Below are 13,793 nucleotides of genomic sequence, written 5' to 3'. Positions count from 1 at the left end.
GAAAACCATGACTAAAGAAATAATAAAAATAGAGAACCTGAAGCGTGAGTTTGTCATGGGAACAGAAACCGTGCATGCGTTAAGAGGTATTTCATTTTCCATACAAGAGGGTGAGTTTGTCACTATCATGGGTTCTAGTGGCTCTGGAAAAAGCACCTTGTTGAATATTTTAGGTTGTTTGGATCTTCCTACTTCAGGAGCATATGAAATCGATGGATCAAGTATTAAAGACCTGAATAGAAATCAATTGGCGACAATAAGAAATGAGAAAATCGGCTTCATCTTCCAATCCTACAATTTGCTCGCAAGAACATCTGCTATTGAAAATGTAGAATTGCCTCTGCTATATAATAGCAAGGTAGGTTCTGTGGAAAGAAGAGAGCGGGCACTGAAAGCTCTGGAAATGGTGGGACTGGGGGACCGGATTCATCATACACCATCACAGCTTTCCGGTGGACAGCAACAACGGGTGGCAATCGCAAGATCTCTAGTAAACAACCCAGTCATGATCCTTGCCGATGAGGCCACAGGTAACTTGGATACCCGCACTTCCTACGAGATTATGTCTCTATTTCAAGACCTAAACAAGCAGGGTATCACGATCACTTTTGTGACGCACGAACCTGACATCGCTACATTCAGCAATAGAACCATCGTATTGAAAGATGGGAATATCATCCAAGATAACGTCAACACCAAGGTGAATTCCGCGGCTGATCAATTAGCTCAATTACCTAAACAAGAGGACTAATTATGAGACTACTAAACTTATTCAAAATAGCTACCAAGGCGATCGTTCTAAATAAAACCAGAACCTTACTCACCATGCTGGGAATCATCATCGGAGTAGCTTCGGTCATTGCCATGCTAGCCATCGGGGAAGGTTCCAAAGAAAGTATCCGTACTACCATCTCCAGCATGGGCGCCAACATGATCACAATAAGACCTGGTGCAGATACACGCGGCGGAGTGAGACAGGAACGAAGCGCCATGGAAAGTCTAACCTTGCAGGATTTCGAGGCCATAAAAGAACAGGCTTCTTTACTCACCAGTATATCTCCTCTAGTGGATGGAAAAGGACAGGTCATCAGCGGTTCCAATAACTGGCCATCCACCATATACGGAGTAAACCCAGACTATCTAGCCATTAAAGTCACAGACTTACAAAGCGGAAGCATGTTTACAGACGCTGAAGTGCAGTCTGCCTCCAAGGTGGCTTTAATCGGTCAAACCGTTGTGGAGAATATATTTACCAATGGGGAAGATCCTGTGGGACAAATGATTCGATTCAATAATATCCCCTTTAAAGTCATCGGAGTATTGGAGGGAAAAGGTGAAAATACATTTGGTCAAGATCAGGATGATGTAGTTATTGCACCCTATACTACCGTACAAAAGCGTATTTTAGCAATAGATCATATCAATCAGGTGATTGCCTCGGCCGTCAGCGAAGATGATGCACCGGATGCTGTGATTCAGGTATCAGAGATCTTGAGAACACAGCATAAATTAACTGCTAATGAAGACGATGATTTTCATGTACAATCTATGGAAGAACTGATTTCTACCTTTAGCTCTACTACCGAAATGTTAACGATTTTGCTAGTAGCAGTAGCAAGTATCTCCTTACTGATCGGTGGTATTGGAATCATGAACATCATGTATGTGTCGGTTAAAGAGCGTACACGAGAGATTGGTTTGCGTATGGCTGTAGGAGGAAAAGGATCCGATATTCTGATGCAATTCCTTATAGAAGCCATTATGATCAGTATTACAGGTGGAGTGCTGGGCGTATTGCTTGGATTGGCAGCCACCGTATTTATCGAAAACCTACTGCATTGGCCTACAAGCGTAGCACTTTACTCCATTATCATATCCTTTGCCGTTTGTGCTGTCACAGGAATTTTCTTTGGTTGGTATCCAGCTAGAAAAGCTTCTTCCTTAGACCCTATCACCGCGCTACGTTACGAGTAATCTTATGAGCAAAAATAGAATCATATCGGTCTTTTCTCATGTCTTAGTATGGGCAGTGCTGTTCAGCATGCCCTACTTACTTTCCACGGGGCAATCTCAGGATATCACTAGGATCATAGCCCACTTCTGGATTCCCTTAGTGTTGTCTGCAATGCTCTTCTACGCTAACTATTTTGTACTGATCGATCGGTTTTATTTCACCAAGAAGATCATTGCATTCGTGGGAGTAAATGCCCTTTTTATCACCGTTTTTCTATTGCTAAGAGAGTACCTAGAAAGTAACTATTTTCAGGAACTAGCACGAAGAACCCTCGCTTCAGACGATGATAGCGGACCTCGTTTGAAGATGTTTATCTATGGGCAAATTGCTTCGTACATGGCTCCCCTACTCTTTGCCATAGCCGTCAAGACCACGGAGAGATGGGTTACCACCGAAGCTGAACGTAAGGAAACTGCTAATATCAAATTGCAATCAGAATTGCAGCACCTGCATTACCAATTGCAGCCGCACTTCTTCTTTAATTCCCTGAATAATATTTACGCCATGGTAGATCAGACTCCGGATCAAGCCAAAGCAGCGATTCACAGCCTGAGTAAACTGATGCGGTACATGCTCTATGAAACCAACCTGGAAGTGGTTCCTCTTACAAAGGAGATTGATTTTATGAAAAAATACATCGACCTGATGAAGTTGCGGGTATCGGATAAGACCAAGGTTAATTACAACTTCCCAAGTGAGGATACCGGCATACAGGTAGCACCTTTGCTTTTCGTTTCTCTTATAGAAAATGCCTTCAAGCATGGGGTTTCTGGAAGTAAGGAAAGTACAATTCAGATCAATTTGGTGATCGTTGATAAAAGGGTATTGTTCACGATAGAAAATGATAATTTCCCCAAAAAATCAGATGATAAAAGTGGATCTGGAATAGGCTTGGTGAATATTGAAAAGCGACTTGCACTCCTGTATCCTCAAAGAAGCGAACTGAGCACGGAAGTCCGGGACAACCGATTTGTAGCACAACTGGAAATTCTAACCGACTAGCCTATGAGTACGAGGAAAATAACTTGCCTGATCGTGGATGATGAGCCTATGGCGCTTAATCTGGTGGAAAGCTACATCGAGAAAACTCCATTTCTAGAGTTGAAGCACAAATGCAGCAGTGCGATTGAGGCCATGGAGTGTGTGAAGAAAGAACCCGTAGACCTATTGTTTCTAGACATACAGATGCCAGATCTTACCGGGTTAGAGTTTTCTAAAATGCTCCCTAAAGAATCCCGAGTGATCTTCACTACGGCATTCGATCAGTATGCATTAGAAGGCTTTAAAGTCGAAGCATTGGATTACCTGCTGAAACCATTTGACTATGCGGAATTTTTGGTAGCGGCAAATAAAGCGAATACCTGGTTTGAGCTCGTTTGGGCTCAGAAGGCAGACAGCCCCGCCGTGGATAAAGAATTCCTCTTTATCAAATCCGAACATAAGCAGCTCCGCATCAAGTTGGCAGATGTACTCTATTTCGAAGGGCTGAAAGACTATATAAAAATCTGGCTCAAGGATAGTCCAAAGCCTATTTTAACCCTGATGAGCCTCAAGTCACTGGAAGAAGAACTTCCTGAAACCCAGTTTCTACGAGTTCATCGATCCTTCATCGTTTCTCTGAAAAATGTGGAGACCATAGAGCGGGGTCAGATATTGATCAACAAAGAACGCATCACCGTTTCGGAGCATTACAAACCCAAGTTCCTAGATTATATAAATCGAAACTCACTGGATTTTAACTGAGAAGCTTTTGGAACTCTGAAAAAAGCAGACTGAATTCATCAATCCAGAGGTTTCCAGAGAAACATCCAGTTATCAGAGAAGATAAACATTGAAGTTCGAATTTGAAGGAAGAAGCATAGAAGTCTATCTTTACATTCTCAGATCTCGCAGTAGCAATACCTATTTAATAGACTAACTGCAAAGATCCTTATCTATTAGGAACGAATCAGCATTTCGGAGCATTATAAACCCAAATTCCTTGATTATATATTTTGAAACTCACTGGATTTTAATTGAATCAAACTATGCTAATGAATTCTATTACGAAACTCAATGTATTAACTCTAGTTTTTTTAAGCTTTCTGTTAGCATCCTGCCAGGATAAAAATCAGAAGAATACTGAAAATCAGAATCGCCCAGAATTTCAGAATATGGGGCATGAGCTAGTGTACGAGATGGTGCAGAAAGTGGGAGATTTCAGCAGTCTGGCGGATAAAAAAAGCGTCAAATACACCTATACCTATGTGACAGCTGATGGTGGCACCGATATTTCTCAAGAGAAGTACCTCTTTGATGGAGAGTACTCTTATGGACGATATACAACACATGAGCGAACATTGCCTCAATTCGAGGGGGACATAGAGCAGGGATTTAACGGGACTGAGTATTGGCTAAAGCATAATGGCGAAGTTATAAGCGATGAAGAGGCGCTAGCTAGAGTTAAGTTTAACCGACCAACGAATTACTACTGGTTTACTATGATGCAAAAGCTGTTGGATCCAGGAATAAATTACGAATACATTGGCGAGCGGCCAATAAACAACAAAGAATACCACATAGTAAAAATCACCTTTGATTCCCCTGATGACAAGCCGACAGATACCTACCAGTTGTATATTGATAAGGAAACCTCGATAGTTGACCAATTCTTATTTACTGTAGTTGACTTTGGAGTAGAAGAAACTCCCTATTTGATGCTTCTTGACTATGAGAAAATAGATGGTCTTTTGATCCCAACCAAGCGAAAGTACAAAGCCTCTACCTGGAACGCTGACCTATCTGATGAAGGATGGATCACAGTTAACTGGACAGACATTAAGTTTGATACTGGAATCACGAAGGAGGATTTTGAGAAATGACAGGCAATGATGAGTTGCTATATTGTTGATTTATAAATAGCTTCTTGCATTAAAAGATTCACCCTTGAACAGCATCCCCAACATATCTTTTAAAAGTACCGAAGGAAGCACGGACATTGAATTTCTAAGCTTAGCAGAGTTGTTCTCACGCATAGAGGAAAATCCCAGTCACAACCCTCACCTACCCCATAGAATTTCCTTTTTTGCTTTGCTGATTGTGACGGAAGGCAAGGGAGTACATCAGGTAGATTTGAAAAACTATGCTGTCCAAAAGGGCTCTGTACTAAAAATCGCTAAAGGTCAGGTGCATGCTTTCCAGAATAATTTTCAATATGATGGCTATCTGGTGGTCTTCACAGAAGATTTTGTTTTAAGGTATTTCTCAACCTCTTCGATCAATTTCATTTCCCATTTGTACAACTATCATATTTCGGAGCCACTGGTAGAACACAGCCCATTCAATGACTTTTTTCTGGAGAAGGCATCAGAAGAACTCCAAAGCAAAAATAGCTATGCTCAAAAAGAAATAATTGCAAAAATACTGGAGATCTATTTATTGAAATTAGAGCGTCACGCACAGCAAGATCTTCCAGAAAAAGGGGACAAAAAGCACCAAGCAGTTTTCACACAATTCAAAGACTTGGTAGAGAAAAACTACACCCAAACTCGAAATGTGATTGACTATGCAGCCATGCTCAATATCTCATCCAAGCATCTCAACCTGATCGTCCGGGAAATCACTGTAAATACCGCCAAGCACTTTATCGATCAGTATGTGATACTCGAAATCAAACGAAACATATTTAACAGTGAGATTAGCCTGAAGGAAGTTGCCTTCCAAACTGGCTTCGATGAAGTGACTAATTTCACCAAGTTTTTCAAAAGACAGACCGGGCTTTCACCCAAGGAATATAAGGCCTCTCTTTGAGAACATGGTTTCATATTTACCATTCTTAACAAGTGATTCACCTTTACTTAAGGTAACAGGATAGTGAACTTTGCTCAAAAATAAATCATGAGCACAGTAGCTATATGCCCCACCTGCGGGAGCCATTCCAGAATTAAAGAACTTGAAGGTAAAGTCACGTATCAGGCAGTTCAAGACGAGGAAGCTTTCAAAAAAATCTCTCAGTTGAAAAAGGCCATGGAAAAATTTAAAGCCAAAGCTGAGCAACTGGAGAAAGAGCTGGAAGAAATAAAAAACCGAGCAGTCTAAATGAGTTTCATCAAAAAAAATTACGGCTGGATGATCGTCGCTCTTCTGGCTCTTTTACCCATGATTGTTTTAGCTAACTTGATCACAGTTGACCTGAATCATGGGCTCTCAATCACATTGGCTGATGGTGAAGAGGAAGGCAGAACAAGTTTGGAAATGTTATATCACGTTTCCGGAGAGTTTGCGATCAGATGGATGACTGCAGTACTCACCTGCACTCCCGTGTTTATCCTCTTTGGTGTGCACAGTCTATTTGTAAGACAAGCCATGGGTATCGCCTCCGCTGTGTGGAGCATACTTCACTTTGTTATTTTCATTTGGGCAGAAGGATTTGTAGAGACCTTTTCACAATTCAACTACATCGCTGGATTTGTGGCGGTCCTACTTCTGATTCCACTACTTTTTACTTCCAATAGAAAATCAATGAAGAAGTTAAAGGACAAGTGGAAAAAACTACAGAGTTTGGCTTATGTTGCCATCTTATTGAGTCTTCTGCACGTTGCTATTTTAGACAAAACCTGGGCTATTTACGCCCTGATAGTTGGCATTGGCTTTATCATTCGAATACCAGCCGTGAAAGAGAAAATCATTGCGCTGAGATCAAAAAAATCATAACTCATTACTATTATGAAAATTGCAGTAACATCGGCAAGTGGTCAATTAGGCGCCGCTATCGTAAAAGCTCTAATTCAGGAAATTGGGGAAGACGAGGTAATAGCCATCGCAAGAACTCCTGAGAAAGCTAAACACCTGGGCGTGGAAGTTAGAAAAGGCGATTACAATAGCCCTGAGGATCTTGAAATTGCCCTAAATGGTGTGGACAAAGTCTTGCTTGTATTGGGAATGGACGAACCTCAGAAGAGAATCCAACAGCACAGAAATGTGATCGAAGCAGCGAAACAAAATGGCGTTGCTAAACTAGTATATACCAGCATCGTAGGAGACGAAGTCAATACGGCATTTAGTCCCATAGTGCAGAGCAATCGACAAACAGAAGAAGATGTGCGTGCATCGGGATTGCAATGGGTCATTGGCAGAAACGGCATATACATAGAACCAGATTTGGAGTACATCGACAGCTATGTGAAAGAGGGAGAAATAAGGAATTGTGCTGGGGAAGGAAAGTGCAGCTATACCAGCAGAGAAGAGTTAGGTTTCTCCTATGCACAGATGCTTTTGGACGATACGCACAACGGAAATACCTACAATCTGGTAGGTGAAGCCATCTCACAAAAAGAATTGGCAGCCTACATCAACCAGGTTTATAAGACGAATTTGAAATACACCGCCGTTTCTACGGAAGAATACAAAAAAGAACGTCAAGCAGCTTTAGGGGATTTTATGGGGACGATCATTGCCGGCATTTATGAAGGTATTAACAATGGAGTGAACGATGTGCCTTCTGATTTTCAAAAAGCATCAGGAAGACTGCATAAATCTCCCTTGGCGATGATAGAAGCGTATCATCAAAATCACCCTACCTCCTAAGCTAACCTCTAATGAGCATCATAGAAAACATCCTAAAATCAGTATTCTTGGATGAGGCGATCATCACAGAGAAAATGGCACTTTCTACAACAGCTTTTAGAATTCGCTTGAAAAGTGACAGCATTCGCAAAGCCAATTTTATTCCCGGATCCTTCTTACGAATGGGAATTGGTATAGGCAATGAGCAGGTCTCTATGAAAGACAAGATCAGAAGCTACAGTGTATGGGATATCAACAAATCTGAAGGCTTTCTAGAGGTAGCCATAGCCACGCACAGTTCAGGGATCGGCTCGCAATGGGTGAAAGATTGTCAAGTGGGCGATGCCGTTTACTTCAAATGGAAGAAAGGCAATTTCCTCGCACATGATACTGCGGATAGTTATGTGCTGCTGGGCGACCTGTCTGCACTCTCGCATCTGTATATGATCAACCGAACTATCGGAAAAGACAAACAGGTAGCCAGTATCGTTTACAGTCCTGAGAAATCTGAGCAATTCCCAGATATTGACGGAAGCACTCCTCTTGATTTCTATGAACTGCCAGAAAACCCAAGCGAGGAGATCATTGCCAAGCTAAGGGAAATCGCTCCTACGCTAAAAGGAAAAAAGAAGGCCTACATAGCCGGGGACAGCAGAGTATGCGTAGCCGTAAATCAATTTTTTAGAAAAGAGCTGAAATGGGAAACCAAGCAGATAAAAACAAAACCTTTCTGGAACCCGGAAAAGAAGGGATTGGAGTAGTTCTTTACTTTTGGGTTGGCAGCAAATTTATTCAACTTCCCTATAGAAGCTTTTGACGAAATTCTTAATTTAGGATCTGCAAAGACTTGAGGACAATGGCTTAGGTGAGTTGCATATAGACAAGTATCCAAGCCATTTTAATGACAACCTTCGAGACCAAACGATATATCGAAATTGAAGAAAACTATCAAGGCATAAACTTGACTGAGTTTGAATTCAAGGTTGACGAACATATAGACAATGACAAAATTGTCGACACTTTTATTCGTTCAAAGCAGTTTTCATTTAACAGTTTACGTGACTGCATGAAGGCTGAACCAGACAAAGGCTATTTGGGACAAGCATTTAATATTAAGAAGATAAAAATCTCTGACTTTAAGAAAACAGACAAAAAAGGAACAGTAAAATTTCTTGTTGACTTTTTACATGAACCTGATTGGGGAGACGACAGAAATGACTTTGCTAAAATCCTTGGCAGATATTTCATAATTCACAACGGGTTTGTAGAAAATGATTTTTACATTATCTCAAAAGACTGGTTCGACAAAGACGATGAAAAAATTATTGAACCCCAGAGTTGGGTTTACACATATTACTTTCTAATAATCTTGGTGGATAGACATTCAAACTTATTAACACTTAGTGAATGGACATATGATTAATACACCAATAGACCGGGAAACGTCTTTTAATAGAATAGTTGCGTGTGAACCACAAGTTCACAGGTTTCAAAAATCAATCTCCACTCAACCTAAATCCAGCTTCTGAAGAAGTAGGATAACCCCTAATTTTTGACCCGTGATTCCAGCGCCTCGAGATTTGTAATCTCTCGAAGCTTATCCGTTGGATATCTAATCCTAACTCAGCAATACCTCTCTAGTAAACATTTGCATAATTGGTGTATATTTACACCAAACTAGTTAATTATGGGAAGACAGAGCATTTCATTAACCGATCCAAATGACAATTGGCTACAAGAAAGGGTAGCTGCTAAAGAATATGCTAGTAAAAGTGAGTTGGTAAATGACCTGATTCGACAAGAACGAAAACGGCAGGAAAGTATAGCCTTGCTTCGACTAGAATTGATAAAAGGTGAAGAAAGTGGCTACTCCAAGAAAACTAAGGATGAGATTTTAGCCTTAGCAAAAAACGGCCTAAAATGACTTACCTGCTCAGTCAAGAAGCAGAAGACGATATTGTTCGAATATACAGATTCGGCTTTATTAACTTTGGGGAAGCGCAGGCTGATAAATATTTCGAGGCACTTATCAACTGGTTGAACGAATTGGTGAAATTCCTTACCAGTTCCCGCAAGCATCACATATTCGACAATCTTATCATTATTGTGTTTGTGGTTCCGATACAATCTATTTCAAACTAACTACTGATGAAATACCAGAAATAATCCGAATAATAGGAAGACAAGAATTCTAGAATAACCATAACATAATAGAAGTAAATACATCCAACTATTTAAAAGGATTGGCCTATCTGCCTTGTAGCAAGAGCAATTTTTGGATTAGAGACTAGTGAACGTATAATTAGCTCTTCTGGATTTGCAATCTCCAATCTAAGAAACTATCGAAAACATGAAATCTTTCGATCGTAACCGAAAATTTACATGTTAATTTTCGGTTACGATCGAGAATTTACATGTTTTTGAATTATGATTTCCCGCCAGATCGAATCGGAACTGATGATAGCGTGCGAAATGCCATTATCAATAATTTCAACTCCCTGGATTTACGAAATGACAAAGGAGCGCTTTGGGAAAATTTCATAATCAGTGAGCGAATGAAATACCTGAGCTACAATCGCATTCATTCTAACGTTTATTTTTGGAGGACAACGACAGGGAAAGAACTGGACTGGCTGGAAGAGCGTGAAGGAAAGTTATTTGCTTTTGAGGCGAAATGGAATCCAGAGCGAAGGGCCAAATTGCCTCTGGGTTTTGAAGAAGCATATCCAGAAACTGAGTTTCGAGTTGTTAATAGAGAAAATTATTTGGATGTGATCACAAAATAGAGAAATGATACACTTTTTTTCTATATGGAACCTTTGAAAAACCCCTATCCATCTAACCATTCAAGAGTGAGTAGCCTTTAATCACTCCTTTTTACTTTTTATTCTAAATTTTCTCTATCCAGTTTCTGGAGAAGCAGGATAACTCTGGTTGGTGAGCCCGCCGAACCATTGCGACCTCTGCGAAACCTCCGCGGACGCTGCGGTTAATCAAAAAAAATGCCCCCATAAAGCTCATCGCTTTCTGGGGGCATTTGAATTTCATCTAATTAAACTTAATGTATATGATCACCTTCTTCAGGGACATAATTGGCTTCCAATTCTGCCAAGCCTTTTTTGCCGTAAGCAATTCTAGTAATCACCACATACAAGACTGGCACAAAGAAGATCGCTAAGAAGGTTGCTGCAAGCATCCCTCCAATCACCGTCCAACCGATAGTTTGTCGTGCTACTGCTCCTGCACCGTTGGAGATTGCCAGTGGCAATACACCTAATATGAATGCAAGGGAAGTCATAATAATCGGACGAAGTCTAAGCTTCACAGCATCGATAGTCGCATCGACCAGTGGCATTCCTCTATCCACTCGTTCCTTGGCAAATTCCACAATCAAAATCGCATTTTTCGCAGCTAGACCGATCAGCGTAATCAGACCAATCTGTGCATAGATGTTGTTATCCAATTTTGGAAGGAAATGCAATGCTACAATCGCCCCAAAAGCTCCTAAAGGCAAGGCAAGCAATACCGAGAACGGAACTGACCAGCTTTCGTAAAGCGATGCCAGCAGCAAGGAAACCAGAACAATTGCGAGCGTAAAGATCAAAATAGTCGCATTACCAGAAGACAATTCCTCTCTACTCAATCCAGAGAAATCATATCCATAACCTGCAGGAAGAACTTCTGCCGCCACTTCTTGCAAAGCAGCAAGTGCTTGACCACTGGAATATCCAGGAGCAGCACTTCCATTGACTTCAGCAGATCTGAACAAGTTATAATGTGAAATCACCGGCGCATTTTCTACTACATCATAGCTTACCACTGCACTTAGAGGAACAGACTCTCCTCTACTTCCTATTACATGATACTGTGTCAAGTCTTCTATACTAGTTCTGTAAGATGTATCTGCTTGAGCTACTACACGGAAATTTCGACCATATCTGGTGAAATCGTTGATGTAAGAACTACCCATTAAGCCTGACATAGTCGAGAATATTTCAGTCAATGGAACACCAAGTTTTTTGGCCTTCTCTCTATCTACCGTTACGTGATATCCGGGCGTTTTCGCAGTAAAGAAGCTAAAAGCCATCGCAATCTCAGGACGCTGATTTGCGGCAGCGAGGAATCGCCCTAGCACTCCTTCGAACTCTTTAATATCTGTATTACCTCCACGATTCTCAAGCATAAAGCTGAAACCACCCGTAGAGCCTAAGCCAGGGATAGCTGGCGGCGGAACCACCACAATCTTGGCATCGGTAATAGCCGCAAATTTCTGATTCAACTGCCCCATGATGCCATTGAGCTGCTGTGAAGCTTCTTTTCTCTCACTCCATGGAGTCATCTGAATAAAGAAAGTTGCAGAATTAGACTTAAAAGAGAAGTTAATAACATTCAGTCCACCAATGCCAGTGACGTTTTTGATACCATCCGTACTCAGCAAAATATCATTCATTTCCAGCATCACATTTCGTGTACGCGTACTGGCAGATCCTTCAGGAAGTTCTAGTGAAACAAAAAGCCTTCCCTCATCTTCTGTTGGAAGAAATCCTGTTGGTTTGGTTTGGAACAAGCCAAAAGTTCCTGCGAAAATACATACCAAGAGGATCACGACTAATGGTGCTCTCCTTATACCTTTTTGTACTCCGCGAGAGTAAGAATTAGTTGTCTTCTCGAACCAAACATTGAATTTATAGAAAAACTTGTTAAGCCCTTTCCCATTTTCATTTACTTCAGATGGTTTTAGCAAAAGCACACATAAAGCTGGAGTTAAACTCAATGCTACAAAAGCGGAAATCAAAACTGAAATTGCAATGGTGATCGCAAACTGTTGGTACATTCTACCTACGATACCAGGTATAAATCCTACCGGAATAAATACAGCTGCCAAAATCAATGCGATCGCTATAACCGGCGCTGTGATATCTTTCATCGCAAGTCGAGTAGCTTCTTTGGCAGAAATCTTCTTTTTATCTATGTAATGCTGCACTGCTTCTACTACCACAATTGCATCATCCACCACTATTCCTATGGCCAGTACAAAACCAAAAAGTGTCAATGTATTGATCGTAAATCCAAGAAGTGGGAAGAATATAAACGTACCGATAATCGATACCGGAATAGCCAACACCGGAACCAGGGTAGCCCTCCAGCTCTGTAAGAACAGAAATACAACGATGATCACTAGTATCAAAGCCTCTACAAAAGTCTTTAAAACTTCCTGTATAGATACATCCACCACCGACACTGACTCAAATGAAACAATGTACTCCATGTCTGGAGGGAAAGAAGCTTTCAATTCATCCATCGCAGCGTAAACACCTTCCGCAGTTGCCAGAGCATTACTTCCTGGCGCCTGATACACCAATAGGATAGCGTTATCTTCGCCATTCAGCATGGAATATCTACCGTAGTCGAATTGACCCAATTCAATCCTGGCTACATCTCTCAAATAAACCAGAGAACCGTCATCAGGATTGCTTCGAAGAATTATATCCTCAAAGTCCTCAGCTCTCTCCAGCCGGCCATTGACCGTAATCGGATACTCAAAAGTCTGATTATTAAACTGAGGCATGCCTCCTACTGTACCGGCAGCTACTTGAAGATTTTGCTCCTGAATCGCTGCTGTCACTTCACGAGATGAAATCTTGTATTGTGCCAGTTTATCCGGTTTCAACCATACCCGCATACTGAAATCCTGACCGATTGCCGTGATATCTCCCACTCCTTCTACTCTAAGCAAAGCATCTTTGATAAAGATATTTGTGTAGTTGGAAAGAAACTTCGGATCGTGAGTCTTATTTGGTGAGGTAAGACTAAGTACCATCATAATACTTGGATTCCTTTTCCTCACTGTCACGCCTAATCTTCTTACCGCTTCAGGCAAGCTTGGCTCTGCGATACTCACTCTATTCTGCACGTCTAAGGTTGCGATGTCGATGTCAGTCCCTACCTCAAAGGTGACGTTCATTTGCATCTGACCCGTATTGGTATTGTTAGAGGAAATGTATGCCATTCCCGGCGTACCGTTAATCTGGGTCTCTATTGGTGTTGCTACTGTTTGCTCCACCGTAGTGGCATCCGCACCGGTATAATTCGCCGACACAGAAACTACCGGCGGTGTAATGTCCGGGTATTGCGTCACTGGCAAATTGAGAATTGCCAATACTCCTACTAGCACAATCACAATGGAAATTACCATGGCGGTGACGGGCCGTTTTATAAATACATCTGATATCAT

The 13,793-nt window shown here is 41.3% G+C and carries 15 protein-coding genes; 14 read left to right on the top strand and 1 reads right to left on the bottom strand.

Annotated elements, in window-relative coordinates; all coding sequences use genetic code 11:
* The first annotated feature begins 7 nt into the window (after positions 1-7).
* The 14 genes from BVH02_RS16470 (at position 8) to BVH02_RS16405 (ending at position 10,344) form a co-directional block, all read left to right on the top strand.
* Complete coding sequence (locus BVH02_RS16470; RefSeq protein ID WP_086502570.1) at positions 8-751, top strand: ABC transporter ATP-binding protein; 744 nt, start codon at positions 8-10, stop codon at positions 749-751.
* 2 nt (positions 752-753) lie between these two features.
* A complete protein-coding gene (locus BVH02_RS16465) occupies positions 754-1,974 on the top strand; it encodes an ABC transporter permease (protein ID WP_086502569.1) in 1,221 nt (406 codons plus the stop codon).
* Between the two features lie 4 nt (positions 1,975-1,978).
* On the top strand, positions 1,979-3,016 hold the full coding sequence (locus tag BVH02_RS16460) for a sensor histidine kinase (RefSeq protein WP_086502568.1): 1,038 nt from the start codon (positions 1,979-1,981) through the stop codon (positions 3,014-3,016).
* Positions 3,017-3,019: 3 nt separating this feature from the next.
* Positions 3,020-3,757, top strand: a complete 738-nt coding sequence (locus tag BVH02_RS16455; RefSeq protein WP_086502567.1) for a LytR/AlgR family response regulator transcription factor — start codon at positions 3,020-3,022, stop codon at positions 3,755-3,757.
* Between the two features lie 290 nt (positions 3,758-4,047).
* On the top strand, positions 4,048-4,875 hold the full coding sequence (locus BVH02_RS16450; protein WP_205635747.1) for a DUF6503 family protein: 828 nt from the start codon (positions 4,048-4,050) through the stop codon (positions 4,873-4,875).
* Between the two features lie 64 nt (positions 4,876-4,939).
* The gene (locus BVH02_RS16445) at positions 4,940-5,803 is read left to right on the top strand and encodes a helix-turn-helix domain-containing protein (RefSeq protein ID WP_086502565.1); all 864 of its coding nucleotides are present in this window, start codon (positions 4,940-4,942) and stop codon (positions 5,801-5,803) included.
* Between the two features lie 87 nt (positions 5,804-5,890).
* Positions 5,891-6,091, top strand: coding sequence for a hypothetical protein (locus BVH02_RS16440; protein ID WP_086502564.1), 201 nt, complete (start codon positions 5,891-5,893; stop codon positions 6,089-6,091).
* Positions 6,092-6,706: a ferric reductase-like transmembrane domain-containing protein gene (locus BVH02_RS16435; protein ID WP_086502563.1), complete on the top strand. Its 615-nt coding sequence runs from the start codon at positions 6,092-6,094 to the stop codon at positions 6,704-6,706.
* Positions 6,707-6,718: 12 nt separating this feature from the next.
* The gene (locus tag BVH02_RS16430) at positions 6,719-7,579 is read left to right on the top strand and encodes an SDR family oxidoreductase (protein ID WP_191278351.1); all 861 of its coding nucleotides are present in this window, start codon (positions 6,719-6,721) and stop codon (positions 7,577-7,579) included.
* A gap of 11 nt (positions 7,580-7,590) precedes the next feature.
* Positions 7,591-8,319 (top strand): SIP domain-containing protein, encoded by a 729-nt coding sequence (locus tag BVH02_RS16425; protein ID WP_086502561.1) that lies wholly within the window; start codon positions 7,591-7,593, stop codon positions 8,317-8,319.
* Positions 8,320-8,459: 140 nt separating this feature from the next.
* On the top strand, positions 8,460-8,981 hold the full coding sequence (locus BVH02_RS16420) for a hypothetical protein (protein WP_086502560.1): 522 nt from the start codon (positions 8,460-8,462) through the stop codon (positions 8,979-8,981).
* 264 nt (positions 8,982-9,245) lie between these two features.
* Positions 9,246-9,482, top strand: a complete 237-nt coding sequence (locus BVH02_RS16415) for a ribbon-helix-helix domain-containing protein (RefSeq protein ID WP_086502559.1) — start codon at positions 9,246-9,248, stop codon at positions 9,480-9,482.
* On the top strand, positions 9,479-9,700 hold the full coding sequence (locus BVH02_RS16410; protein WP_086502558.1) for a type II toxin-antitoxin system RelE/ParE family toxin: 222 nt from the start codon (positions 9,479-9,481) through the stop codon (positions 9,698-9,700). Before BVH02_RS16415 ends, BVH02_RS16410 begins: the two co-directional genes overlap by 4 nt.
* A 272-nt stretch (positions 9,701-9,972) precedes the next feature.
* A complete protein-coding gene (locus tag BVH02_RS16405) occupies positions 9,973-10,344 on the top strand; it encodes a DUF4143 domain-containing protein (RefSeq protein ID WP_086502557.1) in 372 nt (123 codons plus the stop codon).
* A 272-nt stretch (positions 10,345-10,616) separates the two neighbouring features.
* Here the strand turns inward: BVH02_RS16405 and BVH02_RS16400 are convergent, their stop codons facing one another.
* Positions 10,617-13,793, bottom strand: a complete 3,177-nt coding sequence (locus BVH02_RS16400) for an efflux RND transporter permease subunit (RefSeq protein ID WP_086502556.1) — start codon at positions 13,791-13,793, stop codon at positions 10,617-10,619.

Origin of the sequence: Algoriphagus ratkowskyi, assembly GCF_002150505.1 — a bacterium.
Lineage (GTDB): Bacteria > Bacteroidota > Bacteroidia > Cytophagales > Cyclobacteriaceae > Algoriphagus > Algoriphagus ratkowskyi.
This window is presented reverse-complemented; position numbering and strand designations above follow the sequence as displayed.

Excerpts from the sequence above, each read along its gene's own strand:
- BVH02_RS16470 (WP_086502570.1), top strand. The coding sequence starts at position 8 with ATGACTAAAGAAATAATAAAAATAGAGAACCTGAAGCGTGAGTTTGTC.
- BVH02_RS16465 (WP_086502569.1), top strand. The coding sequence starts at position 754 with ATGAGACTACTAAACTTATTCAAAATAGCTACCAAGGCGATCGTTCTA.
- BVH02_RS16460 (WP_086502568.1), top strand. The coding sequence starts at position 1,979 with ATGAGCAAAAATAGAATCATATCGGTCTTTTCTCATGTCTTAGTATGG.
- BVH02_RS16455 (WP_086502567.1), top strand. The coding sequence starts at position 3,020 with ATGAGTACGAGGAAAATAACTTGCCTGATCGTGGATGATGAGCCTATG.
- BVH02_RS16450 (WP_205635747.1), top strand. The coding sequence starts at position 4,048 with ATGAATTCTATTACGAAACTCAATGTATTAACTCTAGTTTTTTTAAGC.
- BVH02_RS16440 (WP_086502564.1), top strand. The coding sequence starts at position 5,891 with ATGAGCACAGTAGCTATATGCCCCACCTGCGGGAGCCATTCCAGAATT.
- BVH02_RS16435 (WP_086502563.1), top strand. The coding sequence starts at position 6,092 with ATGAGTTTCATCAAAAAAAATTACGGCTGGATGATCGTCGCTCTTCTG.
- BVH02_RS16430 (WP_191278351.1), top strand. The coding sequence starts at position 6,719 with ATGAAAATTGCAGTAACATCGGCAAGTGGTCAATTAGGCGCCGCTATC.
- BVH02_RS16425 (WP_086502561.1), top strand. The coding sequence starts at position 7,591 with ATGAGCATCATAGAAAACATCCTAAAATCAGTATTCTTGGATGAGGCG.
- BVH02_RS16420 (WP_086502560.1), top strand. The coding sequence starts at position 8,460 with ATGACAACCTTCGAGACCAAACGATATATCGAAATTGAAGAAAACTAT.
- BVH02_RS16415 (WP_086502559.1), top strand. The coding sequence starts at position 9,246 with ATGGGAAGACAGAGCATTTCATTAACCGATCCAAATGACAATTGGCTA.
- BVH02_RS16410 (WP_086502558.1), top strand. The coding sequence starts at position 9,479 with ATGACTTACCTGCTCAGTCAAGAAGCAGAAGACGATATTGTTCGAATA.
- BVH02_RS16405 (WP_086502557.1), top strand. The coding sequence starts at position 9,973 with ATGTTTTTGAATTATGATTTCCCGCCAGATCGAATCGGAACTGATGAT.
- BVH02_RS16400 (WP_086502556.1), bottom strand. The coding sequence starts at position 13,793 with ATGATATCAGATGTATTTATAAAACGGCCCGTCACCGCCATGGTAATT.